Source organism: Labrys sp. E2SS-1L (assembly GCF_057073705.1).
In genome coordinates this window covers 2,357,802-2,382,774 of record NZ_CP172712.1, presented here as the reverse complement: position 1 = coordinate 2,382,774, position 24,973 = coordinate 2,357,802, and the positions used below count along the sequence as shown (strand labels likewise).

Sequence of the window (24,973 nt, the reverse complement as noted above, 5' to 3'; positions counted from 1 at the left end):
CCGCAAGGTGCGCGCCCTTTGCGCAGACGGATTTCGCCTTGGACCGCGCTCGCTCGACTTGGCAGGAGGATATAATATTGCCGGCTATCAATAGCCTGCCGGAAGCGCAGGCCCGGGCCTTGCTGAAGGCCTATCAGGCAACCATTGCCGCCAAGAAGCGGCGGATCTGGCTCGCCGTCGCTGTCGGCATCGCCCTCTACGCCCTGTCGGCGCATGTGGCCTCGGTCCGGCCGGGTTTCCTGTGGACGCATATCGGCAACTTCACCTCCTTCTTCAGCCGCATTGCCCCTCCCCTCAGTCTCGGCAACTTCCTCGGCGATGTCAGGGAGTGGTATTGGGGTTTCGGCAAATGGCTGGTGCTGCTCGGCGACACGCTGCTCGTCGCCTATCTCGGCACGCTGCTCGGCGTGCTCGGCGCCTTCGTCCTGTGTTTCATGGCGGCTGCAAACCTGACGCGTAGCCGGCTTCTGCGCGCCGTGGTGCGCCGTTGGCTCGAATTCTGCCGTACGGTTCCCACCATCGTCTTTGCCATGATCTTCCTGATCGCCTTCAAGTCCGGGCCGATGGCCGGCGCCCTGGCACTTGCCATCCACACCATGGGTGCGCTCGGCAAGCTGTTTGCCGAAGTGGTCGAGAATGTCGACATGAAGCCTGTCGAGGGCACAGTCGCCACCGGCGGTTCCTGGCTGGAAAGCATACGCTTTGCGGTGCTGCCCCAGACCCTGCCCAACTTCGCCTCCTATTCCCTGCTCCGCTTCGAAATCAATGTCAGAGAGGCCGGCGTCATGGGCTTCATCGGCGTCGGCGGCATCGGCCAGGAGCTCCTGGTGGCGATCCGCACCTTCGCCTATGCCGATGTCAGCGCCATTCTTTTGATGATCATCGTCACCGTCTTCATCATCGATTTCGCCACCGAGAAGCTGCGCCACCGCCTGATCGGCCAAGAGGCACTCCATTGAACAAGGCGATGCCATGAACAATCGCATCAACGGCCCGGCACCGCGTCCGGCGGGTCCGTTCGCCCCGCTCGGCCCTGAAAAACTCGCCTCCGTGGCGGCCCGCCATCGCGTCCATTTCGAAACCTCCTGGCGGACGCGTTTCCTGGCGGGCGGCGTGATCGCCGTCCTGCTCGCCCTTGCCGTCGTCGCCATGATCCGGCTCGAAGTCACGCCGGATCGGTTCTTCAGCGGCCTTTCGCGGCTCGGCACCTTCGTGGTGCAGATGTTCCCGCCCAATGACGAAGGCAAATTCTGGTTCTTCGTCGAAGCCCTCGCCGAAACGCTCGCCATCGCCTTCGCCGGCACGCTCACCGCGGCCGTGCTGGCCGCGCCTGTGGCCTTCCTGGCGGCCCGCAACGTCATTCCCAATGTCTTCGTCCGGTTCGCTGTGCGCCGCGGTCTCGATGTGATCCGTTCCGTCGACGCGCTGATCTGGGCGCTGGTCTGGGTCGGCGTCGTCGGCCTCGGTCCCTTCGCCGGCGTGCTCGCCATCATCTGCGTGGACTTCGGTGCCTTCGGCAAGCTGTTCTCCGAGGCAATCGAGACCACCGACAACAAGGCAAGCGAGGGCGTTCTCTCCACGGGCGGCAACCGGATCCACCGCATCCGCTTCGCCCTGATCCCGCAGGTCCTGCCGGTGATGGCGAGCCAGGTGCTCTATTTCTTCGAATCCAATGTGCGTTCGGCGACCATCATCGGCATCGTCGGGGCCGGCGGCGTCGGCCAGTATCTGGCCGAATTGCTGCGGGTACTCGACCTGCCACCGCTCGGCGTGCTGATCTTCATGATCCTGGTCACCGTCGCCGTCATCGACGTGATTTCGTCGCGCCTGCGGCTCGCGATCATCGGCCAGCCGCAGCGCCCCTGAGGCCTATTCCGCCAGGCCGAAGGTCGCGTCGAACGCCTTCGCGCCGGCGGGCGTGAAGGCGATCACGCGCCCCTGTTTGCGCCGGGCCCAGTCGCGCTCGATCACCCAGTCGAGCAGCCTCGCGCCCAGGGCTCCGCCGAGATGGCTGCGGCGTTCGCTCCAGTCGAGGCAGCGTCGGCAGACGGGTCTCCGGCTCCTGGCCATGGCCGGAACGTCGAGCCCCAACCCGACGAAGAAATCCCTGCCCGTGGCCGTCACCACGGGATTATCGTCACCGCTGATGAAGCCCTGGCAGACGAAGCCGTCCAGCAGGGCAACACCGCGTGCCCCGGCCAGGTGGTCGTAGCAGATCCTTGCCGCCCGCATGGCTTCGTCGCGCGGGCCGGTCCGCACTCTTATCGCACCGGTGCGCTGGGCCAGCCCCATCAGGGCTTCCAGGACCTGCGCGACATCGTGGCCCGACAGGCGAAAATAGCGGTGCCGTCCTTGTTTTTCCGCCGAAAGCAGGCCGGCGGCATCGAGCTTGGCGAGATGGCCGCTGGCTGTCTGCAGACTGATGCCTCCGGCCTCGGCCAGTTCACTCACGGTGAGGGCCCGCCCGTCCATCAGCGCCGTGAGCATGTTGGCACGGGCGGGGTCGCCGATCAGGGCGGCGACAGAGGCGATCATCGGTCCGTCTTTCATACTACGATCATAGCCGAAGCATCGAGGTCGCTCAATCGCCTAGCCTGTCCCGGTCGTTTTCAACCACGGGACATCCACGATGATCGCCTGCCATGACATCGCCCCCTGCAAGCCCGCGCCGCATGAGGGATCGGCGACGACGGCCCATTGGGCCGACAACACCGAGGACCTTGCCGATCTGGCGGTCGAACCATGACCATGGCGCAGATTGGCTACATTGAGCAGGCTTGTTTGCAGGAGAGCGCTGCGGAAAGGAACAAGTCACGGTCGACAAACCTGCGGACGGTGCCGAAGAAGAGGTTGCGCGGTCTCTCCGATCGTTTGTTGCGCGATATCGGCGTGATCGACGGTCATGAGAAGAATGATCCGCCCCAGCCCGCCGCCTGCGCCCGAGACTTGATCGATCGCTATCGCTAGAGCATCGCGCCGAAAAACGGATGCCGATTTCAGCAAAAAAGATGCGACAACAATGACCGGCGGCCTCGAATCCGCTTCCGAAATCGGGTTCGAGGCTGCAGAGCAAAACGCCTTTTAGCGGAAACGCGTGTTTGCTCCCGGGTTGGCATATCCAGCCATTGCCTGCTAAAGGGCTGCCTCGCCGTGGCGATCCAGCCGGCATCATGGCAAGAGCATCGAAATGAACAAGCATTCCAGCCTTCGGAGCGCTTCCGATCTGGAAGCCAGCGGGCTCATTTCTTCGGCCGAGCGTCTCGACATCGAAGAGGTGGCGCGGCGTTTTTCGGTGGCAATCACTCCAGCGATGACGGATCTCATCGCTGGCTCCCCCCAGGACGATCCCATTGCCGCCCAATTCGTGCCGACCGGCCACGAACTGATATCGAGCCCGGACGAACTCTCGGACCCGATCGGGGATGACGCCTTCTCGCCGGTGAAAGGCATCGTCCATCGCTACCCCGACCGCGTCCTGCTCAAGCCACTGCATGTCTGCCCGGTCTATTGCCGTTTCTGCTTCCGCCGGGAGATGGTAGGGCCGGAGGGCGAGATGCTCGCCGGCGGCGAACTCGATGCTGCCCTGGCCTATATCGCCGGCAACCCCGCCATCTTCGAGGTCATCATCACCGGCGGCGATCCCTTCGCGTTATCGCCGCGGCGCATCGGCCGGATCGTGAAGGCGCTGTCGGCCATCGATCATGTCGGCGTGATCCGCTTTCACACCCGCGTGCCGGTGGTGGCGCCCGAACGGATCACGGACGAACTCATCGAAAGTCTCGACAGCCCGAAGGGCGTGTTCGTCGCCCTGCACGCCAACCATGTGCGCGAACTCACGCCCGCCGCGCGGGAAGCCTGTACGCGGCTGGTCAAGGCGGGGATCGCCATGGTCAGCCAGACCGTCCTGCTCAAGGGCGTCAACGCCACGGCCGAGGCGCTGTCGGCCCTCTTCCGGGCGCTGCTCGGCCTGCGCATCAAGCCCTATTACCTGCATCATGGCGACCTCGCCAAGGGCACGAGCCATTTCCGCACCACCATCGCCGAGGGCCAGGCGGTGATGCGGCAATTGCGCGGAAGTCTCACCGGCCTCGGCCAGCCCACCTATGTGCTCGACATCCCCGGCGGACACGGCAAGGTGCCGATCGGACCTTGTTATCTCGATGATGGCGAGAACGGCCCTGTCGTGACGGATCCGCGTGGAAACAGGCACGATTATCGCGGCTAGGCACGCCGGGAAGCGAACGAAGGGTAGCCCCGTCATGCTTGGCCCCGCTACCACCAATGCCGACCTTTGATCGAAATACCCGTTTGAACGGCGGCGTTCACGAGGTCTCGGTGCACCAGCCATGGCAAGCACCGGGCCCATCGCTGGATTCGCATGGACACCGCCTTACTTTTGGATAATAGGCCTTATCCTCCTGGGCTTGAGCCGGCGTCTCGCCGTAACTCGCTGATTCGAGGTATAAATCATGTTTCTTCTCGACCATGTCTCGATCGGCGTTCCCGATCTTCAGCAGGCACGGGCGTTTTATGATGCAATCATGAGCGCCCTCGGGGCGCCCAAAGTCTATGACCGGAGCGAGGCCATCGGCTATGGCGAGCGCTGTCGATCAAACGACACGCAATCGACATTCCTGGCTATCTACCTCGACGCATCGAACATCGAAGAGAACAAGCGGCATTGGTGCTTCAAAGCCGCATCTCGCGCCCAAGTCGATGCGTTCTATGCCGCCGGCCTTGCGTCCGGGGGCCGCGCGAACGGTGCTCCGGGATTACGAACGCACTATCACGACCATTATTATGCAGCTTTTCTGATCGACCCTGCCGGAAATCGGGTCGAAGCGGTGTGCCACGAGGCGATTTGATCGATCATTCGCATTCTGGAAAAGCCTATCGGGTCATCAGCTCTGCACCACGATCTCGGTACGGTCCGCGGCGAACAGGCTGGAGATCGCTTGGATCGGCACGCCGTCGGCGTCGATATTGACGCCTTCCACCGTCAGGACGGGGCGGCCGGCCGCAATATCGAGCCTGGCTGCTTCGTCGGGTGAGGCAAAGCGCGCTCCGACACGGGTCGATATCCGCTTGTAATCATCGACGCCGCAGGCCGCCAAGGCCGGCGTCACGGCCCCGAAGCGCCGATAGGCATCGGCAAAACCGGCAAAGCGCGGCAGCGGCAGGAAGGAGTTGCCGAAGGCGATCGGTACGCCGTCGGCCGAACGCATGGTCAGCAGTTTCAGCACCGGACTGCCCGGCGTTATGGCCAGCAGCCCGGCAAGACGCGGATCGGCCTCGATTTCGACGGCCTCCAGCACGATGCCCCCGGGCTCGCGCCCTTCCTGCGCCATGTTCTGGCTGAAACGCGTGCGTTCACCGATCGGATAGGCGAGCCGGGAAAGCTCGACGAAGGTCCCCCTGCCCTGCGCAGTGCGCACCAGGCCCTTGCCGGCCAGTTCGCCAAGCGCCCGCCGTACCGTGTGCCGGTTGACGCCGAAGCGGGCGGCCAACGCAGCCTCCGTCGGCAATTGCGTCCCGGGAGCCAGCATGCCGCCAATGATCTCGGCCTCGACGAGATCCGCGATCTTGCGCCAGGCGGCGATACCATCGCCGCGAAAGACGGCACCATCCACAGCATTGCCATCCCCGCGGGAAAGGCTGCCTTCCGCAGCGGCGAAATCGCCTGTTGCGGCCTGCGGCGAAAAATTTCGGGTCGGGACTGGTTTTGTCATGGAAGCGTTGCAGGGTTCCTCATATAGTTGTCTATATCACTAGACAACATGCTGCGCCAGCCTGTTGTGATCCAAGGCAGAGCAATGGTTCCGACATGAATGAGTCCTCCCCAGATCGTCATCGCCAGATGGCGGCCGAGCCCGCTGCCGGACTGAAGGCACGCCAGGCCGTCATGCGTCTTTGTGCCCACGCGACCGGTGCCGAACTCGACCAAGCCCTCTCGACCCTGGCCCCGTTGCCGGCCCATGCGGCACTGCGGCCCGCCTTAACCGGCCTCGTCATGCTGCAGGGCCGGGTCGGCGGCGACGGCGCCGCCTTCAACCTGGGCGAGGCGAGCACATCGCGCGCCACCGTCCGGCTCGAAAATGGGCCTGTTGGCTTTGCCTATCATCTCGGCCGTAACAGCGCCAAGGCCAGCGCCGCCGCCCTGCTCGACGCACTCTGGCAGGACGATGCCCGGCGTGAGGCGGTCGAACGGGCACTGCGGCCGGTGGCCACCCGGCTGAATGCGGAAGCCGGCGTTTCAGCCCGGCAGACCGCAGCGACCCGGGTCAATTTCTTCACCATGGTACGGGGAGAGGACTGATGATCGGCCTTGCACAGGACCAATTTGCACAGGATCTGGCGCCCGGCTTTGCCGATGCGGCAATCGAATCCCAGGCCGTCTTCCGAGCCTGCATGGACGCGCTGGCCCGGCCGGCCCGTCTCCGGCCCCTTGAAACGGGTCTCGTGCCGCCAGCGCCGCTGACGCCGGAGCTGGCGGCCCTTGCCCTCGCTCTGGCCGATCACGAGGCCCCGCTCTGGCTCGATGCCAGGCTGCGGACACCGCAGGTGCGGGCCTATCTCACCTTCCATACCGGCGCCCGCCTGACGGACGCCCCCCAAGAGGCGGCCTTTGCCCTCATCGCAGACGCAGCCGCCTGTCCCGATCTCGCCAGTTTCGCCCAGGGCAATGATGAATATCCCGACCGCTCGACCACGCTGCTGATCGCTCTCGAGCGGCTCGAACCCGGCCATGATCTCGTCTTCACCGGGCCTGGCATCAAGACCGATGCGGGTCTGGCACTCGCGCCGCTTCCCGACGACTTCCGCCGGCAGCTTGGCGCCAACCATGCCGCCTTTCCGCGCGGCGTCGATATCGTCTTCACGGCGCCGGGCAGGATCGCAGCCCTGCCGCGCTCGTCCCAAATTCTTGGAGTCGCCTGATGTATGTCGCCGTCAAGGGTGGCGAGGAAGCCATCGACAACGCCCATCGCCTGCTCGCCCATGTCAGGCGCGGCGACAAAGCGGTGCCCGATCTCTCGACCGAGCAGATCCGCGAACAGCTCACCCTCGGCGTCGACCGCGTGATGGCAGAGGGCTCGCTTTACGACCGCGATCTGGCCGCCCTCGCCATCAAACAGGCCCGGGGCGACCTGATCGAAGCGATCTTCCTGGTACGTGCCTATCGCACCACCTTGCCGCGTTTCGGCACCAGCACGCCTGTCGATACCGACGACATGGCCATTCGTCGTCGCATCTCGGCGACCTTCAAGGACCTGCCGGGCGGCCAGGTGCTCGGCCCGACCTTCGACTACACCCATCGCCTGCTCGACTTCATGCTGGCCGCCGGCGCCGAGGTCGAGCCCCCCAAGGAAAAGCCCGCCGCCGGGGAGAAGACGCCGCGCGTCAGCGACCTGCTCGGCGGCGAGGACCTGATTGAGCGCAACGCTGCGCCGGACTCCGAACGCCCGGTGGGCGATCTCACCCGCGAACCCCTGGCCTTCCCTGTAGACCGCGACCTCAGGCTGCAGGCGCTCGCCCGCGGCGATGAAGGCTTCCTCCTGGCGCTTGCCTATTCCAGCCAGCGCGGCTTCGGCCGCACCCACCCCTTCGTCGGCGAGATCCGGCTCGGGGAAGTGGAGGTGGAATTCGTGCCGGAGGAGCTCGGCTTTGCCGTGCCGATGGGTTCGATCACCGTCACCGAATGCCAGATGGTCAACCAGTTCGCAGGCTCTGCCGAAGCCGCGCCGCAATTCACCCGCGGCTACGGCCTGGTCTTCGGGCAGGCCGAGCGCAAGGCGATGTCCATGGCGATGGTCGATCGCTCACTCCGGGCGCGCGAATTCGGCGAGGAGCGGACCGCCCCTGCCCAGGACGAGGAATTCGTGATGTCCCATTGCGACAACGTGCAGGCGACTGGCTTCGTCGAGCATCTGAAACTGCCCCATTACGTCGACTTCCAGGCCGAGCTCGACCTCGTCAGACGCCTGAGGGCCGAGCATGCCGAACGCCGCGAGGCGGCACAGGCCGAGGTCCGGCAGGAGGACGCAGCATGAGCCAGACAGAGATCCAATCCCGGACGCCGCTCGCCGGCAGCGACCGCATTCCAGCGGAGGCCGGCTACAACTTCGCCTATCTGGACGAGCAGACCAAGCGCATGATCCGCCGGGCGATCCTCAAGGCCATCGCCATTCCCGGCTATCAGGTGCCCTTCGCCTCGCGCGAGATGCCGATGCCCTATGGCTGGGGCACGGGGGGCGTGCAGGTGACCGCCGCCGTGATTGGGCCCGACGACGTCCTGAAGGTGATCGACCAGGGCGCCGACGACACCACCAATGCCGTCTCGATCCGGCGCTTCTTCGCCAAGACGGCCGGCGTCGCCACCACCACCGCCACGCAGGATGCCACCATCATCCAGACACGCCATCGCGTGCCGGAATCGCCCCTCAAGCCGGACCAGATCCTGGTCTATCAGGTGCCGATCCCCGAGCCGCTGCGCTTCCTGGAGCCGCGCGAGACCGAGACGCGCAAGCTGCATGCCCTTGCCGATTACGGCCTGATGCATGTGAAGCTCTACGAGGATATCGCCCGCCATGGCCATATCGCCACCACCTATGCCTATCCGGTGGAGGTGGCTGGACGCTATGTCATGGATCCCTCGCCCACGCCGAAATTCGACAATCCCAAGATCGACGGTTGCGAGGCGTTGCAGCTCTTCGGAGCCGGGCGCGAGAAGCGCATCTATGCCGTGCCGCCGCATACGCGGGTGAAGAGCCTCGACTTCGAGGATCATCCCTTCAGCGTGCAGCGTTTCAGTCAGCCCTGCGCTCTCTGCGCCGCGCAGGGCGTCTATCTCGACGAGGTCGTCCTCGACGATCGCGGCGGCCGAATGTTCGTCTGCTCGGACACCGACCATTGCGAGACCAGGCGGGCCGCGGGGCACAAGGGCGAGATGCTGGGCTCATCGCCCCTGGAAGCGCAAACGTCCTCATCCACCCTTGGAAACGGTACGTCCGGTGAGGAGGAAAGGGCGGATGAGGACATCCGCGCGCCCGAGGAGACCAGGCCATGAGCATCGCACCTGCCCTGTCCGTGCGCATCGGCGGCAAGGCGGACCTGCCGGCCGTGCTCGCCCTCTACGGACAGCCCGATTTCAACGGCGACAATGTTCTGACGCTCGCCGAAGCCGAGGACAAGCTCGAACATCTCGGCCTTTATCCCGATTACGGGCTCTATGTCGCCGAACAGGGAGGCACGGTCGTCGGCAGCTTCTGCCTGATGGCGGTCGACAACCTCGCCCGGCGCGGCACTCCCTTCGCCGTGGTCGAGAACGTCGTGATCGCTTCAGATCGACAGGGCGAAGGCATCGGCCGGCTCATGCTGCAGGCCGCCTTCCGCCTGGCGCAGGAGAAGGGCTGCTACAAGGCCATTCTCGCCTCCAGCCTGCACAACAGCCGCGCCCATGCCTTCTACGATTCGCTCGGCTTCGAGCGCCATGGCGTGTCCTTCCGCCTGTCCTTGCCAGAGAAAGCCGCATGACCTTCAACGATTCCCCCCTGCTCCAGGGACGCGGGCTCACCAAGCATTACGGCACGCGCCTGGGTTGCGCCGACGTTTCCTTCGATCTCTATGAAGGCGAGGTTCTCGCCGTGGTCGGCGAATCCGGATCGGGCAAGTCGACCCTGCTCGGGCTCCTCTCCAGCGAAATCGAGCCCACCGCCGGATCCGTGCGCTATCGCATGCGTGATGGGGCTGTCCGGGACCTTTTCGCGCTGAGCGAGGCCGAACGCCGCTTCCTTCTGCGCACCGACTGGGGCTTCGTGCGCCAGGATGCACGCGACGGGCTGCGCATGGGCGTCTCGGCCGGCGCCAATGTCGGCGAGCGCCTGATGGCGGTCGGCGCGCGGCACTATGGACGCATTCGAGAATCGGCACTGGACTGGCTCGGCCGGGTGGAGATCGAGACCGACCGCATCGACGATACGCCCGCCAGCTTCTCCGGCGGCATGCGCCAGCGCCTGCAGATCGCCCGCAACCTGGTGACCCGCCCCCGCCTCGTCTTCATGGACGAGCCGACCTCCGGCCTCGATGTCTCGGTACAGGCCCGCCTGCTCGACCTCCTGCGCGGCCTCGTCGCCGATCTCGGCATCGCGGTCGTCATCGTCACGCACGACCTCGCTGTCGCACGGCTGTTATCGCACCGCATCATGGTGATGCGGCAGGGCCGGGTGATCGAAACCGGGCTGACCGACCAGGTGCTCGACGATCCGCACGAGGCTTACACCCAACTTCTGGTTTCTTCGGTACTGGCAGCATGACCTCCCCCATCCTCACCCTCGAAGGCGTTTCCAAGAGCTTCACCCTGCACCTCCAGGGTGGCCAGAGCATCGGCGTGATGCAGGATGTTCGCTTCACCGTCACCCCGGGGGAATGCGTCGTGCTGGGCGGCCCGTCCGGGGCCGGCAAATCCTCGATCCTCAAGATGATCTACGGCAATTATCGCTGCGATGGCGGCGCGATCCTGCTGCGCGAAGGCGATGAGACGGTGGATATCGCGACGGCCGAGCCAAGGCGTATCCTGGCGCTGCGCCGCCGCACCATGGGCTATGTCAGCCAGTTCCTGCGTGTGATCCCGCGCGTCTGCGCCCTCGCCATCGTGGCGGAAGCGGCCCGCGAGACCGGCCTGGCCGAGGATGCGGCCGAAAGGCGCGCCCAGGACCTGCTTCACCGGCTCAACGTGCCGGAGAGGCTCTGGCGCCTGCCGCCCGCGACCTTTTCCGGTGGCGAGCAGCAGCGCGTCAACATCGCACGCGGCCTGGCCGCCGACCGTCCTCTCCTGCTCCTCGACGAACCGACCGCTTCGCTCGATGCCGCCAACCGGTCCGTCGTCGTCGAGCTCGTCACCGCCAAGAAACAAAATGGCGTCGCAATTGTCGGCATCTTTCATGATGAGGATGTGCGCGAGCGAGTCGCCGACCGCGTGGTCGACGTCACCCAGTTTTCCGTCCCCTCTCTTGCCGCCTGAACGGACATTTCAACCATGCCTGATCTTGAGCAATTTGTTCTTTGCAATGCCCGCCTCGTCCTGGCCGATCATGTGATCGACAAGGGCTGGATCGCCGTCGACAAGGGCCGCATTGCCGACATGGGCGAGGGCGAGGCACCGGAAAAGGGACTCGACATGGCTGGGGACCATATCCTGCCCGGCCTGGTGGAACTCCATACCGACCATCTGGAAGCCCATTACTCGCCGCGCCCCTCGGTGCGCTGGCATGCCCTCAGTGCGGTGATGGCCTATGACGCCCAGATCGCGGCCGCCGGCATCACCACCGTCTTCGACTCCATCCGCCTCGGATCCGAGACGGAGGAAGGCACGATCTCCAAGGAAGGCACGGCCCTGGCCGGAGCCCTGGAAGAGGCGCGCCAGCACGGCCATCTGCGCGTGGAGCACCGCACCCATATTCGCTGCGAACTCGCCACGCCGGACGTCCTCACAGCCTTCCAGGCCTTCCGGGAGCTCTACCCCGTCCATCTGGCCTCGCTGATGGATCATACGCCCGGCCAGCGCCAGTTCCGCGATCTCAACACCTGGATGAATTTCTATTTCCCACGCCGGGTGCGCGGCGAGACCGATGTCGAGACCTACATCAAGGATAAGCTCGACAGGCATGCCCGCTTCGCCATGCACAGCCGTACGAACCTGGTGGCGCTGGCGCGCGAACACGGCATCGTGCTCGCCAGCCATGACGATGCCACCGCCGGGCATGTTGAAGAAGCTGTGGCGGACGGGGTCGCCATCGCCGAATTCCCCACCACGCTCGAAGCAGCACTCGCTTCGCACGCTGCCGGCATCAGCGTGATGATGGGCGCACCGAACGTCGTGCGCGGCGGCTCCCATTCCGGCAATATCGCGGCGTCGGACCTCGCCGGCGAAGGGGTGCTCGACATCCTCTCCTCCGACTATGTGCCTGCCAGCCTGCTGCTCGCCGCCTTCCAGCTGCCCGAGCGCGTGCCCTCGATCGACCTGGCGGCGGCGGTGCGCATGGTCAGCGATACGCCGGCCCGTGCCACCGGCCTTGATGATCGTGGCCGGTTGGAACAGGGACGCCGCGCGGATCTGGTGCGGGTGACCCAGGTCGCCTCGGGCGCCGGCACCACGCCGATCATCCGCCGTGTCTGGAGCGAGGGCAAGATCGCGGCATGACCGACGAACCCGCCTTGATCCAGCCCAAGCCGCGGCTCGGCAAGCTGATCGCCATCGTCGGGCCGAGCGGTGCCGGCAAGGACACGCTGATCGATGCCGCCCGCCTGCGTTTCGCGGATCATCCCGGCCTGATCTTCCCGCGTCGCATCATCACGCGTGAAAGCAATGCTTCGGAAGATCACGACACGCTGTCCGAGGAGCGCTTTGCCGAGCTGGAAGCGCAAGGAGGCTTCTCGCTGTCCTGGCGCGCGCATGGCCTGAGCTATGCCCTGCCTCTCGAGGTGCGGCTTGCGACCGAGGAAGGGCGCCATGCCGTCTGCAACCTCTCGCGCTCCAGCCTGCCGGAGGCACGCCAGCGCTTTGCCGGCCTCAGCGTCGTGCTGGTCACCGCGCCTGCCGAGATCATCGCCCAACGCTTGGCGGCCCGCGGTCGCGAAAGCGAAGAGATGATCCGGGCGCGCCTGGCCCGCAAGATCGACCGCGAGGATAGTCTCGCCCCCGACCTCATCATCAGCAATGACGGCCCGGTGGAAGCGGCAACCGACAGGCTGATCGCCCATCTGCAGGCCGAACTCTCCGGGCAGGCACAGGCGATGGAATAGGTCGGCACGGCGGATCGTTCGATCAGGCGGGCGGACCGGCGACCGATCCCCGCAAATCGAGCTCGCAGGCCACCTCGACGGTCCGGGGCGACTCGCCGGGTTCGGCCAGGCGTTGCATGAGCTGGGCCCAAGCGACTTCGGCAATCGCCTGCACCGGCTGTATCACCGCGGCAATCGGCGGGTGCGTCACCTGCATCCATTCGATGTCGTCGAACCCGACGACCGACAGATCCCGAGGCATGACGAGGCCGCGTCTTTCCACCTCACGCAACGCCGCAAGCGTGGCGGGGCTGTACAGCGTGAAGATGGCCGTCGGCAGCCTTCCCTCGTCGAAGCGCGAAGCCATCGCATGCATGGCCGACGCGACATCGGGGCCGCACAGCAGGACCTCGATATCCTCGACGATATCAGCCTGCCGCGCCGCAGCCATCGCGCCATCGACGCGATCGCGCATATTGGTGAGGTCGAGCGAGGACGGGCCGAGCAGGATACGCCGATGTCCCCGAGCCACGAGTTCACGGATGACGGCGGCGCTGGCCTCGACATTGTTGACACTGACGCGATCGAAGCCGGTCTCGTCGGGAACGCGGTCGAGCAGGACCGTGGCGACCTTCTGATCGAGGAGGGAGGCTTCGGCGGCTGGCCGCCCATCCGTCGGCACCACGATCATGCCGGCCACGCGCCAGTCGAGCAGTGCCTCGGTCTGGGCAGCCTCCCGCTCGGTCTTCTCGGCGCTGGAAACGGTCACCAGGCGATAGCCGCTCCCCTCCGCCAGACGCTCGAAATGGGCGACCATCGAACCGAAGAAGGGGTTGCGGAAGTCAGGAACGATGAGCCCGACGATAGAGCGGCGCGAGCGGCGCAGATTGGCTGCCAGCGGGTCGACCCGGAAACCGAGCTCCCGCACGGCGGCATGGATACGCGCCACGCTTTCGGCCTTCACGGCGCCGAGGCCGCGAAGCACTTTGGAAACGGTGGCGGGCGAAACATTGGCAAGCCGGGCGACGTCATGGATGGTCGCCCGCTCGCCCGGCGTCTTGCGTGGCGGCTCGTTGGATTGCATGGCCCCCGCCCCTGTCACGAACGAACACTCACGCCATCATAGCACAGATAAATCGATTTTCTTCCGCCAATCGGCAGCATTCCATCAAGAGCCGCCAATTGGCCTATCACAATGCTAAATTACGCCGGTTCAGCGGACAAACAAAGACCTTTCAAGATCTTCAGATCGAGTGCGATTTATTTGCACTCAAGTCGCAAAGCGGAAATGCAGAACATCGCCGTCTGCGACCACATAATCCTTGCCTTCCAGGCGGAACTTGCCGGCTTCCTTGGCGCCCGCCTCGCCGTTGAGGGCGACATAGTCGCCATAGGCGATGGTCTCGGAGCGGATGAAGCCCTTCTCGAAATCGGAATGGATCACGCCTGCAGCCTGCGGGGCGCGCATGCCCTTGGTGATGGTCCAGGCCCGAGCCTCCTTGGGGCCCACCGTGAAATAGGTGACGAGATCGAGCAGTTCATAGCCGGTGCGGATGACGCGGTTGAGGCCGGGCTCGTTCAGGCCGATGGCGTCGAGATAGTCCTTCTGCTCCTCGGGCGGCAGGATGGCGATCTCGCTCTCGATCTTGGCGGAGACCACCACCGCCTTGGCGCCTTCCTCGGCGGCGCGGGCCTTCACCCTGTCGGACAGGCCATTGCCCTTGTCGGCCGAGGCTTCCTCGACATTGCAGACATAGAGCACCGGCTTGGCGGTGAGGAGCTGCAGCATGTCGAAGGCACGACGCTCCTCAGGCTTGACCTCGACCAGACGGGCGGGCTTGCCTTCGCGCAGCAGAACCAGGGCCCGATTGATCAAATCGAGGCTTTCCTTGGCCTCCTTGTCGCCACCCCGCGCCTTCTTCTCCAGCGCCACCACGCGGCGCTCCAGGCTGTCGAGATCAGCGATCATCAGTTCGGTCTCGATGGTCTCGATGTCGGCGACCGGGTCGATCTTGCCCTCGACATGGGTGACGTCGCCATCCTCGAAGCAGCGCACCACATGGGCGATCGCGTCGCATTCACGGATGTTGCCGAGGAACTGGTTGCCGAGGCCTTCGCCCTTGGAGGCCCCCCGCACCAGGCCGGCAATGTCGACGAAGGTCAGGCGGGTGGGAATGATGGTTCCAGACTTGGCAATGGAGGCGAGCTTCTCCAGGCGCTCGTCGGGCACCGCCACGTCGCCGACATTGGGCTCGATGGTGCAGAAGGGATAGTTGGCCGCCTGCGCCGCCGCGGTCTGCGTCAGCGCATTGAACAGGGTCGACTTGCCGACATTGGGCAGGCCGACGATTCCGCATTTGAAACCCATGGTGATCGCTCGTTCATCTTGTAGCCGGCGCGCTCCTGCCGCCGACGAAATCCGTTAAGGCGCTGGGTAGATAGGAAGCAGCGCAACGTCAATGGGAAGGCAAGCCCGGCGTGCCTCTCCTAGGCTCCCGCCAGCTTGGCAGCGCCGTGCCCCCTCGCCTCCATGAACAAATGCACCTTGTTCTGGAAGCTCGCATCCTCTCCATCAGCCAGCAGTGGCGCCGCATCGGCACAGGCGGTGCACAGATCTTCGACCCAGGGCCATTCGGCCTTGGCAAAATCGCTGAGCACGAAATGATGCACCAGCGCCTTGTCACCGGGATGACCGATACCGAGCCGGGCGCGGCGATAGTCGTTGCCGCAATGGGCGGTAATCGATCGCAGTCCGTTATGGCCGGCATTGCCGCCGCCGACCTTCACGCGCAGCTTGGCGGGCGCCAGGTCGAGTTCGTCGTGGAAGACCGTGAGATCAGGCAGGCCGATCTTGTAGAAGCGCATGGCCTCGCCGACCGACTGCCCGCTTTCGTTCATATAGGTCTGCGGCTTGAGCAGCATGACGCGCTCACCGCCGACGCTGCCCTCGCTGACCTGCCCCTGGAAGCGCGAGCGCCAGGGCGCGAAGCGATGGCGCCGCGCGATCTCGTCGATGGCGAGGAAACCGATATTGTGCCGATTGGCGGCATATTTGGCACCCGGATTACCGAGACCGACGAACAGACGCATGATGGCCCCTGAAGCAAAGCGCGTCTAAGCGAAAACGCTGTTTTGCTTCAGCTCCTCTTTCGAACGCGTCTTTGCGATTCTTGGTGCTTCCACCAACTCGCCAAACGCTATGAAAGCACGAATGGCCGGGACGAGCCCGGCCATCGCAGCAATGGATATGCAGCCGGATTACTTCTTGGCAGCTTCAGCGGGCTCGGCAGCCACTTCGGCGGCGGGAGCAGCTTCTTCACCGACCGGCGGCACGATCGAGACCAGGGTCGCGTCGTCCTGCCCGGCGTAGGAAACGCCTTCCGGCAGCTTGATCTGCGAGACGTGGACCGAATCGTTGATATCGAGAGCGGCAACGTCGACATCGATCGAATCGGGAATCTTGTCGGCGGGAGCCAGAACCGAGAGGGAGTGCGTCACGATGTTGACGGCACCGCCGCGCTTCACGCCCACGGAAGTCGCGGCGTTGACGGCATGCACGGGAACATCGACGCGCAAACGCGAGCCGGCATCGACGCGCAGGAAATCGACATGCTCGACGGTGTCCTTGACCGGGTCGAGAGCATAGTCGCGCGGAATGGCGCGGGTCTTGCTGCCATCAACTTCGATCTCGAACACGGTGGTGAGGAAGTGGCCAGCGTAAACCAGCTTGTTGGCTTCCTTGGCGTCGAGCGCGATAGAAACGGGGGGCTTGCCGGCACCATAGATCACGGCCGGTACCTTGCCTTCACGACGAACGGCACGCGCGGCCCCCTTGCCCACTTGCGTGCGAGCCGTGGCGGAAATCTGCTTCACGGACATTGTATGTTCCTAGGGTTGTTCAAAGAAAAAGGCCGCTGGCGCGGCCGGTTCGGTCGTTCCGCATTGCCTCCAGGGGTGTCTGGTCGCGGAACGGCGTTCTCATAGACGCATCCCGGGCGAAAAGCAAGAAGCCAGGTGTGCCGGTCTTCAGACCGGTATGAATGCGCCATGGCCGGTCTGAAGACCGACCCACCATGCCTCCCCTCCCGTTCAATGGCCTTCGAAGGACACCAGCGTATGCACGGGCACGCCCAGCGCCCGGATCTTGTCGGCCCCTTTCAGCTCGGGCAGATCGATGATGAAGACCGCGGCCAGCACATCGGCACCGATCTCGCGCAGCAGCTTGACCGCGGCCTCCGCCGTACCCCCGGTGGCGATGAGGTCGTCGACCAGGATGACCCGCTCGCCCGGTTTCACCGCATCCTTGTGGACTTCCATTTCGTCGAGGCCATATTCCAGCGAATAGGCGATGCGCACGGTCTCGTGCGGCAGCTTGCCCTTCTTGCGCACCGGCACGAAACCGGAAGAGAGCTGGTGGGCGAGTGCGCCCCCCAGGATGAAGCCGCGCGCCTCGATCCCAGCCACCTTGTCGATCTTGGCACCCGCCCAGGGCTGCACCAATTCGTCGATAGCCCGTCGGAAGGCCCAGGCATCGCCCAACAAGGTGGTGATGTCGCGGAACGCCACTCCGGGCTTGGGATAGTCTGGAATAGTGCGGATCGCGTCCTTGAGGAAGCGGGCTGTGGAGCCCGAGATTTCTGTCTTGGCGGTCATGATCTGCCTTCCGGGGATTCGTTGCCGAAAAAGACCACGCTCGCACGCAAGAGTCGAGGCCGTACCAGCCAGCCGGCTTCCCACCGGTCGAGCCAATAAATCGATCGAGAGGAAACTGCAGGGCCTGAAACAGCAAAGCCGGGGATCGGCGATCCCCGGCTTTGCTCAATCAAGCGTTGGTCGAAGCCCTCAATGGGCGTCGGCCCAGATCTTCTTCTTGGTGTAGTAGAGCAGTCCCGACAGCACGATCAGGAAGATGATCACCACGAAGCCGGTCTGCTTGCGCTTTTCGAGCGAGGGATCGGCAGCCCAATTCAGGAAGGCCGCGACGTCGCGGGTGTACTGATCCACCGTCTGCGGCGCACCGTCGGTATATTCCACCTGCCCATCGGCCAGAGGCTTGGCCATGCCGATCGAAGCGCCGAAGATCTTGTTGTAGTGGCCGTTCGGCGGAACGGTGACGCCCTCCGGCGGCTTCTCGTCATCCTTCAGATAGCCATCGGTGATCAGGGCATGGATATAGTCGGGGCCCTGCTCCTGATACTGGGTGAAGATGTCGAAGACGAAGCCAGGGAAGCCGGACTTCACGCCGCGCGCCTTGGCGAGCAGGGACATGTCCGGCGGAATGGCACCATTGTTGGCGACGGCAGCAGCCTGATCGTTCGGATAGACCAGCGGGAAATAATCCGCAGGCCGACCCTTGCGCTCGAGCACCTCGCCCTTGTCGTTGGGCACGTCCATCACTGTGTATTCGGCCGCGAGGGCCTTGACCTGGCCTTCGGTGAAACCGGGACCGCCTGGATCGGCCAAGGTCCGGAAGGCAACGCGATGCAGGCTGTGGCAGGCCGAGCAGACCTCGCGATAGACCTTGAAGCCGCGCTGCAGCTGGCCCTGATCATAGCGCCCGAACGGGCCCGCAAAACTCCATTGCTGGCGGGTCGGCTGCTCGCCCCCCTCCGCCCAGGCGGGCTGGGAAAGGCCGGCAGCGCCGAACAGGGTGGCAAGGGCGACAGCCAGACCGGCTACGCGTGAGGGTTTGAACATCTCAATCATCTCGTTCGCCCCTCAGCCCTTGCTTTGCGATTCGGCGGTGTTTGCGGCCGGCAGGGGGATGCCGCTCGACTTCGCCAGAATGGCATCGGCGATCGAAGCGGGCACCGGCTTGGTCTGCTCAAACAACCCCAGCAGCGGCAGGGCGATGAGGAAGTAGGCGAAGTACAGCGCAGTCAGGATCTGGCCGATCAGCACCTTCGAGCCTTCCGGCGGCTGCGAGCCGATCCAGCCGAGGCCGATGCAGATCGCCACGAAGATGAAGAACACCCAGCGGAACACCGGACGATAGACCGCCGAACGCACCTTCGAGGTGTCGAGCCAGGGCAGCAGCGCCAGCATGACGATGGCGGCGAACATCATAATGACGCCCAGCAGCTTGTCCGGGATCGAGCGCAGGATCGCGTAGAACGGCAGGAAGTACCATTCGGGCACGATATGGGCAGGCGTCTTGCCGGGATCGAAGGTGATGTAGTTCTCCGGATCGCCCAGATAATCCGGCATGTAGAACACGAAATACATGAAGAAGACGAGGAAGCAGGCGATGCCGAAAGCATCCTTCAGCGTCGCATACGGCGTGAAGGGCACCGAATCCTTGTCCGACTTGATGTCGACGCCGGTCGGATTGTTCTGGCCGACCACGTGCAGCGCCCAGATATGCAGCACCACGACGCCGGCGATCATGAAAGGCAGCAGATAATGCAGCGAGAAGAAGCGGTTCAGGGTCGGGTTGCCCACCGCATAGCCGCCCCACAGCCAGGTCACGATCGACTTGCCGAATACGGGAATGGCGGAGAACAGGTTGGTGATGACGGTAGCGCCCCAGCCCGACATCTGGCCCCAGGGCAGCACATAGCCCATGAAGCCGGTTGCCATCATCAAGAGGAAGATGACGACGCCAAGCAGCCACAGCACTTCGCGGGGGCCCTTATAGGAGCCGTAATACATGCCGCGGGCGATGTGGAGATAGACCGCGATGAAGAACATCGAGGCGCCGTTGGCGTGCAGCTTCTGAATCAGCCAGCCCCAGTTCACGTCGCGACGGATCAGATCCACCGAGGTGAAGGCCAGGCTCGAATCGGAGACGTAATGCATCGCCAGCACCACGCCCGTGAGGATCTGCGCCCCCAGCATGAAGGAGAGGATGGCGCCGAAGGTCCACATATAATTGAGGTTGCGCGGCGTGGGATAGGCGATGAACGAGGAGTGGACGAGCCCACCGATCGGCAGGCGGCTCTCGAACCACCGTCCAAGGCTGGATTTCGGGGTCCAGGTCGAGGTTCCGCTCATGAATTGTGACCTTAAGCTTGTGCGTTCGATTCGGCGCCGATCATGATCTTGGTCGGGCTCTCGAAATTATAGGGCGGAACTTCCAGGTTGAGCGGAGCCGGACCCTGACGGATGCGTCCCGAGGTATCGTAGACCGAACCATGGCAGGGGCAGAACCAACCGTGATAGGAGCCTTCGTTGACCAGCGGGATGCAGCCCAGATGCGTGCAGATGCCGACCACGACCAGCCATTGTGCCTGATCTTTCTTGACCCGGTCCGCATCGGCCTGGGGGTCCTTCAGGTCGGTCAGCTTGACATCCTCGGCCGCTGCGATTTCGGCCTTGGTGCGGTGACGAATGAAGATCGGCTTACCGCGCCAGAAGATCTTCACCGACTGTCCCTCGGGAATCGGCGTCAGGTCGACCTCGACCGGCACGCCCGCCGCGATGGTCGCCTTGTCCGGATTCATCTGGCTGATGAAAGGCCAAGCTGCGCCAGCGACACCCACAGCACCGACCGCGCCGGTGGCAATGTAAATGAAATCGCGACGAGTGGGCTCTGCGGCGTGTTCGTTCGTGACTGCCACGGATCGATCCTTCTCATACGTCGCATCCCGGCCGTCGCCGGGATGATGGAGGAACCGGACCCTATCAGCCCCGTACCGTCCATACTCTGCCAAATCTCGGCCACCCCAGCCGCGCCAAACCGGATCGCGGCGAAACTGGGGCAAACCTTATCAAGGGGCTCATGCCACTCTGTTGCGAAGTTGTCTAGATCGTGCAGCCCGCAAATGGCGCTATGTCGCATGACATCAACGCCATAAATGCAAATTCTCTATCCCCGATGCCGGAAGCGTCCCCTATGAAGAACGTCTCCGCCCTCGCCCTGCCGATGCCCCAATGCCGCTCACTCTCGCCCTGTTTCAACCCGACATCCCCCAGAACGCCGGCACGATGCTGCGCCTGTGCGCCTGCCTCGGCGTAAAGGCGGCCATCGTCGAGCCCGCGGCCTTTCCCGTGTCGGACCGGGCATTCCGCCGCGCCGGGATGGACTATCTCGACCGCCTTGCCATCGACCGCCATGTTTCCTTCCGGGCCTTCGAGGCCTGGCGGGCCGCGAGCGGACAGAGGCTGGTGCTGCTGACCACCAAGGGCGCGGTGCCCCATACCGGCCATGTATTCCGGCCGGACGACATCCTCATGGTCGGCAGGGAATCAGCCGGCGTGCCCGATGCGGTCCATGCCGCGGCCGACGCGCGGGTGTTCGTACCGATGCGCCCGGGACTGCGCTCGCTCAACGTGGCCGTCGCCGCCGCCATGGTGCTGGGCGAGGCCCTGCGCCAGACCGACGGCTTCCCTTCCCCGGCGGAATCGTCCTGATCGAGCACGTCCGCCTTTCGGCCGTCATTGATCCTGCGCAATTGCCTGCTAGCGGAAACGGACTATAGAGGCAGCATGACAAAGCCCGGTTCCGCCCCTCTTTCCTCCGAGATCGCCCCCCGCCAGGCCGAGGCCCGTGCCTGGTTCGAGGCTCTGCGCGATCAGATCTGCGCCGCCTTCGAGACCCTCGAGGACGCGCTGCCCCAGGCCCGAGCACCGGCCGGTACGGCCGCAGGACGCTTCAGGCGCACGCCCTGGCAGCGCACCGACCACACCGGCCACCCGGGCGGTGGCGGCGTGATGGCGATGATGCATGGCAGGGTTTTCGAAAAGGTGGGCGTGCATTGTTCGACCGTCCACGGGGAATTTTCACCCGAATTTCGCACCGACATTCCCGGCGCCGCCGAGGATCCACGCTTTTGGGCCTCCGGCATCTCCCTGATCGCCCATCCCTGGAACCCTCATGTGCCCACCGTGCACATGAACACCCGATTCGTGGTGACAACCAAGGCCTGGTTCGGCGGCGGCGCGGACCTGACGCCGATGCTCGACGGACGCCGCACGCAGGAAGACCCGGACAGCCTCGATTTTCACGCCGCCATGCGCCGGGCCTGCGAGGCTCACGCCGTGGCCGACTATGCCCGCTACAAGAAATGGTGCGACGACTATTTCTTCCTCAAGCATCGCAACGAGTCGCGCGGCATCGGCGGCATTTTCTATGACGGGCTCACCAGCGGCGACTGGCAGGCCGATTTCGCCTTCACCCGGACGGTCGGTACGGCCTTCGCTGCCATTTATCCCGAGCTCGTGACGCGCAATTTCGAAAAACCCTGGACGGAGGCCGAGCGCGACGAGCAGCTGGTGCGTCGCGGACGTTACGTCGAGTTCAACCTGCTCTATGACCGTGGCACGCTGTTCGGCCTCAAGACCGGCGGCAATGTGTCTTCGATCCTGTCGTCGATGCCGCCCACGGTGAAATGGCCCTGACCCGCCGATTCCTGCCTTCCGCCCGCCGTCAGGCTGCAGGCGGATAGGTCCGCGGCCCGCTTTCGGGTCGAAGCGTTTTGCGATTTGACGGAATCACTCAAATCGCACTTTGTCCCCAGGGGCAGCGCGGCCTGTTGCTGCCATCGACAAGATCGGGCCACAATGTCTCTGACAGATGCGCGTCGACTCCGGAGACCCTGCTGCATGCACCGTCCGACGACCGCCCTGGTGGCTCTTGCCACCGCCGTCTTCTCGACGATGCCGGCCGGTGGAGGCAGCGCCCTGGCCCAGCCATCGGAGGCCGCCGTCGCAAGCGCCTGCACGCTGCTGGCCGACGTGGCGACCGGCAAGCTGCTCAAGCAGGAAGGGAGCTGCGACAAACCGATCACGCCGGCCTCGACCTTCAAGATCGCCATCAGCCTGATGGGCTATGATTCGGGCCTGCTGAAGAACGAGCATGTGCCCGCCCTGCCCTTTCGCGAAGGCTATGCCGACTGGGTGCCGGAATGGCGCACCAGCACCGACCCCGCCAGCTGGATGAAGAATTCGGTGGTCTGGTACTCGCAGCAGATCACGCGCAGTCTCGGCAAGCAGCGCTTCAAGCGCTATGTCGCCGAATTCGACTACGGCAATCAGGACGTCTCCGGGGATCCAGGCAAGCAGAACGGCCTCACCCAGGCCTGGCTGAGCTCATCCCTCAAGATCACACCGCTCCAGCAGCTCGACTTCCTGGAGCGGATGGTGCGTCACCAATTGCCGGTCTCGAACCGGGCCTACGACATGACAGCCCGTATCCTGGTGCTTGCTCCCCTGCCCAATGGCTGGGAAATTCACGGCAAGACCGGCTCCGGCGCGCCCCGGCGCTCCGACGGCAGGCTCGATTTCGATCATGCCTATGGCTGGTTCGTCGGCTGGGCCAACAGGGACGGCCGCAATGTGGCCTTCGTGCGCCAGGTGCAGATGGGCTCCAAGGGCAATCTCAGGGCCGGGCTGCAGGCGCGCGACGCCTTCCTGGCGGAGTTGCCCGACTTGCTGGACCGGCTGTAATCCGGTCCGTCCGGTCGGGCTGGCCCTCGTCACAGCAATTCCTCCCCATCGAGATAGTTGCGCAGGAAGGTGGGCACTCGGACCTGCCCCTGCGGCGTCTGGTGATTCTCGATCAAGGGCACCAGGATGCGCGGCGTCGCGATCGCGGTGTTGTTCAGCGTGTGGCAGAACCGGACCTGCCCCCGCCGATCGCGCCAGCGGATATTGGCTCGCCGGGCTTGCCAATCATGCAAGGTGGAACAGCTATGGGTTTCCCGATAGCATCCGAGGCTCGGCACCCAGGTCTCGATGTCGTTCATTCTCACCTTGCCCGGCCCCATGTCTCCGGTGGAGCATTCGACGACCTGATAGGGCAGTTCTAGGGCCTGCAGGACGGTCTCGGCATTGGCGAGTAGCCGGCCATGCCAATGGGCGGATTCTTCGGGATCATCGCGACAGATCACATATTGCTCCACCTTGTAGAACTGGTGAACCCTGAGCAGGCCACGCACGTCGCGTCCCCCGCTGCCGGCCTCGCGGCGGAAGCAGGGAGAGAAGCCGGCATAGAGCAGCGGCAGGTCGCGCTCATCGATGAGCTCGCCGCCATGCAGGCCGGTCAGCGCGATCTCGGCGGTGCCGGCAAGATATGCACCGTCCCGCGGGAGTTCGAAGGTGTCCTCCCTGGCGAAGGGAAAATGGCCGGTATTGACGAAGGCATTCCCACGAACCAGGGCGGGAACGGCGATGGGCTGGAACCCCTCGCGGGCGAGCCGACGGGACGTGTCGAACAAGAGCGCCTGTTCCAGCAAGGCCAGGCGCCCCTTCAGCACATAGCTGCGAGCCCCGGCAACCTTGGCAATCCGGGATTGGTCGATCCAGCCATGCCTGTCGGCAATGGCGAGGTGATCGAGCGGCGGAAAGGCGAAGTCGGGCCGATCGCCGACGGCGCGCACCACCTGATTGCTCTTTTCATCCGGCCCAACTGGCGCCCCTGGCCAGGGCAGGTTGGGAACCGTCAGCAAGAGGTCGCGCAAGGTCTGTTCCGTTTCTCCGGCATTTCCCTGGAGGGCGGTAAGCGCGCTTGCGATCGCCCTGGAACGTTCGGCGCCGGCCGCGCGCAGCGCCGCAGAGGCCTCGGCGAACTGTGCCGTGATGCGATTTCGTTCCGCCCTCAAGGTTTCGATCCGTGTCTTGCCCCGACGCAAGGCAGTATCGAGGGCCAGGATCCGATCAAGATCGACGGTCATGCCCTTGACCCGGGCCGCCTCGGCGACCGCGGCGGTGTTGTTACGAATGAAAGCGATGTCCAGCAATGTTGCCTCCTGATGCTGGCGACGCACAGCGGCAGGAGCAAACGAAAAGGCCCTGCCGGATGGCGGGGCCCTGGTTGAAACGCGATGGCGGAGAGAGTTCAGCGCATGCGACTGCAACCCGGCCCCGAGGGGTCGGACGAGATCAGCCGCGAGTTCGATCGATTGAACCTGAACATAGGACCACCCTGCCAGCGACGTCGGCGGAGGTCAACTGGCCCTGGCCGCGAAAACCGCCCTTCTCAGTCGGCCGTCGGCAAATGGCGCATGGTGACGAAGATCTGCCCGTCCGGCAGTTCTTCCCAGTATTCGATCTCGGTCATATAGGCCGCCTTGGGGTAGCGGGTAAACAGATCGCGCGCCTTGGCACGTGCTTCCTCACGCGGCAAAGTAAAACTCTCGCGCCGGAAGCCCAGCGTCGTCTGGGATCGTCGGTCTGCATGGCGCTTGGCCAACGTTCCTGGCCGGATCTCGTCGCTACGCATTCTCGTATCCTTGGCCCATTCCGTTGAGGCAGGCTC

The 24,973-nt window shown here is 64.5% G+C and carries 27 protein-coding genes and 1 pseudogene; 17 read left to right on the top strand and 11 right to left on the bottom strand.

The window, feature by feature from the left end:
• Window positions 1–74 precede the first annotated feature (74 nt).
• Together phnE (ACIGJE_RS11030) and phnE (ACIGJE_RS11025) are read left to right on the top strand one after the other, a co-directional pair.
• Window positions 75–959 carry a phosphonate ABC transporter, permease protein PhnE gene (gene phnE, locus ACIGJE_RS11030; protein ID WP_311933912.1) on the top strand — a complete coding sequence of 295 codons (885 nt, stop codon included), beginning with the start codon at window positions 75–77 and terminating at the stop codon, window positions 957–959.
• A gap of 13 nt (window positions 960–972) precedes the next feature.
• Window positions 973–1,866, top strand: a complete 894-nt coding sequence (gene phnE, locus ACIGJE_RS11025; protein WP_415083332.1) for a phosphonate ABC transporter, permease protein PhnE — start codon at window positions 973–975, stop codon at window positions 1,864–1,866.
• Between the two features lie 3 nt (window positions 1,867–1,869).
• Here the strand turns inward: phnE (ACIGJE_RS11025) and ACIGJE_RS11020 are convergent, their stop codons facing one another.
• Window positions 1,870–2,550 (bottom strand): ArsR/SmtB family transcription factor, encoded by a 681-nt coding sequence (locus ACIGJE_RS11020; protein WP_415083334.1) that lies wholly within the window; start codon window positions 2,548–2,550, stop codon window positions 1,870–1,872.
• A 192-nt stretch (window positions 2,551–2,742) separates the two neighbouring features.
• Here ACIGJE_RS11020 and ACIGJE_RS11015 point away from each other — a divergent pair, with 192 nt between their 5' ends.
• The 3 genes from ACIGJE_RS11015 (at window position 2,743) to ACIGJE_RS11005 (ending at window position 4,865) form a co-directional block, all read left to right on the top strand.
• Complete coding sequence (locus tag ACIGJE_RS11015) at window positions 2,743–2,967, top strand: hypothetical protein (protein ID WP_415083336.1); 225 nt, start codon at window positions 2,743–2,745, stop codon at window positions 2,965–2,967.
• Between the two features lie 220 nt (window positions 2,968–3,187).
• Window positions 3,188–4,225: a lysine-2,3-aminomutase-like protein gene (locus ACIGJE_RS11010; protein WP_415083338.1), complete on the top strand. Its 1,038-nt coding sequence runs from the start codon at window positions 3,188–3,190 to the stop codon at window positions 4,223–4,225.
• Between the two features lie 244 nt (window positions 4,226–4,469).
• A complete protein-coding gene (locus ACIGJE_RS11005; protein ID WP_149254200.1) occupies window positions 4,470–4,865 on the top strand; it encodes a VOC family protein in 396 nt (131 codons plus the stop codon).
• A gap of 36 nt (window positions 4,866–4,901) precedes the next feature.
• Here ACIGJE_RS11005 and phnF read toward each other — a convergent pair whose 3' ends face one another.
• Window positions 4,902–5,729: a phosphonate metabolism transcriptional regulator PhnF gene (gene phnF, locus ACIGJE_RS11000; protein ID WP_149254199.1), complete on the bottom strand. Its 828-nt coding sequence runs from the start codon at window positions 5,727–5,729 to the stop codon at window positions 4,902–4,904.
• Between the two features lie 95 nt (window positions 5,730–5,824).
• Here phnF and phnG point away from each other — a divergent pair, with 95 nt between their 5' ends.
• Genes phnG through phnN form a run of 9 tightly spaced genes read left to right on the top strand, consistent with a single transcriptional unit; the run spans window position 5,825 to window position 12,798 of the window.
• On the top strand, window positions 5,825–6,316 hold the full coding sequence (gene phnG, locus ACIGJE_RS10995; RefSeq protein ID WP_483680067.1) for a phosphonate C-P lyase system protein PhnG: 492 nt from the start codon (window positions 5,825–5,827) through the stop codon (window positions 6,314–6,316).
• A complete protein-coding gene (phnH, locus tag ACIGJE_RS10990; protein WP_394310319.1) occupies window positions 6,316–6,936 on the top strand; it encodes a phosphonate C-P lyase system protein PhnH in 621 nt (206 codons plus the stop codon). Before phnG ends, phnH begins: the two co-directional genes overlap by 1 nt.
• Window positions 6,936–8,048 carry a carbon-phosphorus lyase complex subunit gene (locus ACIGJE_RS10985; RefSeq protein ID WP_483680065.1) on the top strand — a complete coding sequence of 371 codons (1,113 nt, stop codon included), beginning with the start codon at window positions 6,936–6,938 and terminating at the stop codon, window positions 8,046–8,048. The genes phnH and ACIGJE_RS10985 overlap by 1 nt, the downstream gene beginning before the upstream one ends.
• Window positions 8,045–9,064, top strand: coding sequence for an alpha-D-ribose 1-methylphosphonate 5-phosphate C-P-lyase PhnJ (locus ACIGJE_RS10980; protein ID WP_483680063.1), 1,020 nt, complete (start codon window positions 8,045–8,047; stop codon window positions 9,062–9,064). The genes ACIGJE_RS10985 and ACIGJE_RS10980 overlap by 4 nt, the downstream gene beginning before the upstream one ends.
• A complete protein-coding gene (locus ACIGJE_RS10975; protein ID WP_483680061.1) occupies window positions 9,061–9,531 on the top strand; it encodes an N-acetyltransferase family protein in 471 nt (156 codons plus the stop codon). Before ACIGJE_RS10980 ends, ACIGJE_RS10975 begins: the two co-directional genes overlap by 4 nt.
• Window positions 9,528–10,310, top strand: a complete 783-nt coding sequence (phnK, locus tag ACIGJE_RS10970; protein WP_483680059.1) for a phosphonate C-P lyase system protein PhnK — start codon at window positions 9,528–9,530, stop codon at window positions 10,308–10,310. The genes ACIGJE_RS10975 and phnK overlap by 4 nt, the downstream gene beginning before the upstream one ends.
• Window positions 10,307–11,017 carry a phosphonate C-P lyase system protein PhnL gene (gene phnL, locus ACIGJE_RS10965; RefSeq protein ID WP_483680057.1) on the top strand — a complete coding sequence of 237 codons (711 nt, stop codon included), beginning with the start codon at window positions 10,307–10,309 and terminating at the stop codon, window positions 11,015–11,017. Before phnK ends, phnL begins: the two co-directional genes overlap by 4 nt.
• Before the next feature lie 15 nt (window positions 11,018–11,032).
• On the top strand, window positions 11,033–12,196 hold the full coding sequence (locus tag ACIGJE_RS10960) for an alpha-D-ribose 1-methylphosphonate 5-triphosphate diphosphatase (protein ID WP_415083346.1): 1,164 nt from the start codon (window positions 11,033–11,035) through the stop codon (window positions 12,194–12,196).
• Window positions 12,193–12,798 carry a phosphonate metabolism protein/1,5-bisphosphokinase (PRPP-forming) PhnN gene (gene phnN / locus ACIGJE_RS10955; protein ID WP_311933578.1) on the top strand — a complete coding sequence of 202 codons (606 nt, stop codon included), beginning with the start codon at window positions 12,193–12,195 and terminating at the stop codon, window positions 12,796–12,798. Before ACIGJE_RS10960 ends, phnN begins: the two co-directional genes overlap by 4 nt.
• A 22-nt stretch (window positions 12,799–12,820) precedes the next feature.
• On the opposite strand, the gene ACIGJE_RS10950 is transcribed toward phnN, so the two are convergent.
• The 7 genes and pseudogenes from ACIGJE_RS10950 to petA all read right to left on the bottom strand — a co-directional run bounded on the left by ACIGJE_RS10950 (window position 12,821) and on the right by petA (window position 20,336).
• Window positions 12,821–13,861: a LacI family DNA-binding transcriptional regulator gene (locus tag ACIGJE_RS10950; RefSeq protein WP_311933579.1), complete on the bottom strand. Its 1,041-nt coding sequence runs from the start codon at window positions 13,859–13,861 to the stop codon at window positions 12,821–12,823.
• Window positions 13,862–14,047: 186 nt separating this feature from the next.
• On the bottom strand, window positions 14,048–15,145 hold the full coding sequence (ychF, locus tag ACIGJE_RS10945; protein WP_311933581.1) for a redox-regulated ATPase YchF: 1,098 nt from the start codon (window positions 15,143–15,145) through the stop codon (window positions 14,048–14,050).
• A 119-nt stretch (window positions 15,146–15,264) separates the two neighbouring features.
• Window positions 15,265–15,867, bottom strand: a complete 603-nt coding sequence (gene pth, locus ACIGJE_RS10940) for an aminoacyl-tRNA hydrolase (RefSeq protein ID WP_311933583.1) — start codon at window positions 15,865–15,867, stop codon at window positions 15,265–15,267.
• A 168-nt stretch (window positions 15,868–16,035) separates the two neighbouring features.
• Entirely contained in the window at window positions 16,036–16,656 is a 621-nt protein-coding gene (locus ACIGJE_RS10935) for a 50S ribosomal protein L25/general stress protein Ctc (protein WP_311933586.1), read from the bottom strand.
• A 210-nt stretch (window positions 16,657–16,866) separates the two neighbouring features.
• Complete coding sequence (locus tag ACIGJE_RS10930; RefSeq protein ID WP_311933588.1) at window positions 16,867–17,430, bottom strand: adenine phosphoribosyltransferase; 564 nt, start codon at window positions 17,428–17,430, stop codon at window positions 16,867–16,869.
• A 189-nt stretch (window positions 17,431–17,619) separates the two neighbouring features.
• A pseudogene (locus ACIGJE_RS10925) lies at window positions 17,620–19,770 on the bottom strand (cytochrome c1).
• Window positions 19,771–19,781: 11 nt separating this feature from the next.
• The gene (gene petA, locus ACIGJE_RS10920; protein ID WP_105861606.1) at window positions 19,782–20,336 is read right to left on the bottom strand and encodes a ubiquinol-cytochrome c reductase iron-sulfur subunit; all 555 of its coding nucleotides are present in this window, start codon (window positions 20,334–20,336) and stop codon (window positions 19,782–19,784) included.
• A 313-nt stretch (window positions 20,337–20,649) separates the two neighbouring features.
• Between petA and ACIGJE_RS10915 the strand changes: the two genes are divergently transcribed.
• The 3 genes from ACIGJE_RS10915 (at window position 20,650) to blaOXA (ending at window position 23,163) form a co-directional block, all read left to right on the top strand.
• A complete protein-coding gene (locus ACIGJE_RS10915; protein WP_483680053.1) occupies window positions 20,650–21,129 on the top strand; it encodes a tRNA (cytidine(34)-2'-O)-methyltransferase in 480 nt (159 codons plus the stop codon).
• 75 nt (window positions 21,130–21,204) lie between these two features.
• Window positions 21,205–22,116: an oxygen-dependent coproporphyrinogen oxidase gene (gene hemF / locus ACIGJE_RS10910; protein ID WP_311933595.1), complete on the top strand. Its 912-nt coding sequence runs from the start codon at window positions 21,205–21,207 to the stop codon at window positions 22,114–22,116.
• A gap of 258 nt (window positions 22,117–22,374) precedes the next feature.
• A complete protein-coding gene (gene blaOXA / locus ACIGJE_RS10905; RefSeq protein WP_376717619.1) occupies window positions 22,375–23,163 on the top strand; it encodes a class D beta-lactamase in 789 nt (262 codons plus the stop codon).
• A gap of 29 nt (window positions 23,164–23,192) precedes the next feature.
• Here blaOXA and serS read toward each other — a convergent pair whose 3' ends face one another.
• Complete coding sequence (serS, locus tag ACIGJE_RS10900) at window positions 23,193–24,455, bottom strand: serine--tRNA ligase (protein ID WP_483680051.1); 1,263 nt, start codon at window positions 24,453–24,455, stop codon at window positions 23,193–23,195.
• A gap of 239 nt (window positions 24,456–24,694) precedes the next feature.
• On the bottom strand, window positions 24,695–24,937 hold the full coding sequence (locus tag ACIGJE_RS10895; RefSeq protein ID WP_311933601.1) for a hypothetical protein: 243 nt from the start codon (window positions 24,935–24,937) through the stop codon (window positions 24,695–24,697).
• Window positions 24,938–24,973 lie beyond the last annotated feature (36 nt).

Bases quoted from the DNA above. Each gene is read 5' to 3' on its own strand.
- phnE (WP_415083332.1), top strand. From the start codon at position 973: ATGAACAATCGCATCAACGGCCCGGCACCGCGTCCGGCGGGTCCGTTC.
- ACIGJE_RS11020 (WP_415083334.1), bottom strand. From the start codon at position 2,550: ATGAAAGACGGACCGATGATCGCCTCTGTCGCCGCCCTGATCGGCGAC.
- ACIGJE_RS11015 (WP_415083336.1), top strand. From the start codon at position 2,743: ATGACCATGGCGCAGATTGGCTACATTGAGCAGGCTTGTTTGCAGGAG.
- ACIGJE_RS11010 (WP_415083338.1), top strand. From the start codon at position 3,188: ATGAACAAGCATTCCAGCCTTCGGAGCGCTTCCGATCTGGAAGCCAGC.
- ACIGJE_RS11005 (WP_149254200.1), top strand. From the start codon at position 4,470: ATGTTTCTTCTCGACCATGTCTCGATCGGCGTTCCCGATCTTCAGCAG.
- phnF (WP_149254199.1), bottom strand. From the start codon at position 5,729: ATGACAAAACCAGTCCCGACCCGAAATTTTTCGCCGCAGGCCGCAACA.
- phnG (WP_483680067.1), top strand. From the start codon at position 5,825: ATGAATGAGTCCTCCCCAGATCGTCATCGCCAGATGGCGGCCGAGCCC.
- phnH (WP_394310319.1), top strand. From the start codon at position 6,316: ATGATCGGCCTTGCACAGGACCAATTTGCACAGGATCTGGCGCCCGGC.
- ACIGJE_RS10985 (WP_483680065.1), top strand. From the start codon at position 6,936: ATGTATGTCGCCGTCAAGGGTGGCGAGGAAGCCATCGACAACGCCCAT.
- ACIGJE_RS10980 (WP_483680063.1), top strand. From the start codon at position 8,045: ATGAGCCAGACAGAGATCCAATCCCGGACGCCGCTCGCCGGCAGCGAC.
- ACIGJE_RS10975 (WP_483680061.1), top strand. From the start codon at position 9,061: ATGAGCATCGCACCTGCCCTGTCCGTGCGCATCGGCGGCAAGGCGGAC.
- phnK (WP_483680059.1), top strand. From the start codon at position 9,528: ATGACCTTCAACGATTCCCCCCTGCTCCAGGGACGCGGGCTCACCAAG.
- phnL (WP_483680057.1), top strand. From the start codon at position 10,307: ATGACCTCCCCCATCCTCACCCTCGAAGGCGTTTCCAAGAGCTTCACC.
- ACIGJE_RS10960 (WP_415083346.1), top strand. From the start codon at position 11,033: ATGCCTGATCTTGAGCAATTTGTTCTTTGCAATGCCCGCCTCGTCCTG.
- phnN (WP_311933578.1), top strand. From the start codon at position 12,193: ATGACCGACGAACCCGCCTTGATCCAGCCCAAGCCGCGGCTCGGCAAG.
- ACIGJE_RS10950 (WP_311933579.1), bottom strand. From the start codon at position 13,861: ATGCAATCCAACGAGCCGCCACGCAAGACGCCGGGCGAGCGGGCGACC.
- ychF (WP_311933581.1), bottom strand. From the start codon at position 15,145: ATGGGTTTCAAATGCGGAATCGTCGGCCTGCCCAATGTCGGCAAGTCG.
- pth (WP_311933583.1), bottom strand. From the start codon at position 15,867: ATGCGTCTGTTCGTCGGTCTCGGTAATCCGGGTGCCAAATATGCCGCC.
- ACIGJE_RS10935 (WP_311933586.1), bottom strand. From the start codon at position 16,656: ATGTCCGTGAAGCAGATTTCCGCCACGGCTCGCACGCAAGTGGGCAAG.
- ACIGJE_RS10930 (WP_311933588.1), bottom strand. From the start codon at position 17,430: ATGACCGCCAAGACAGAAATCTCGGGCTCCACAGCCCGCTTCCTCAAG.
- ACIGJE_RS10915 (WP_483680053.1), top strand. From the start codon at position 20,650: ATGCCGCTCACTCTCGCCCTGTTTCAACCCGACATCCCCCAGAACGCC.
- hemF (WP_311933595.1), top strand. From the start codon at position 21,205: ATGACAAAGCCCGGTTCCGCCCCTCTTTCCTCCGAGATCGCCCCCCGC.
- blaOXA (WP_376717619.1), top strand. From the start codon at position 22,375: ATGCCGGCCGGTGGAGGCAGCGCCCTGGCCCAGCCATCGGAGGCCGCC.
- ACIGJE_RS10895 (WP_311933601.1), bottom strand. From the start codon at position 24,937: ATGCGTAGCGACGAGATCCGGCCAGGAACGTTGGCCAAGCGCCATGCA.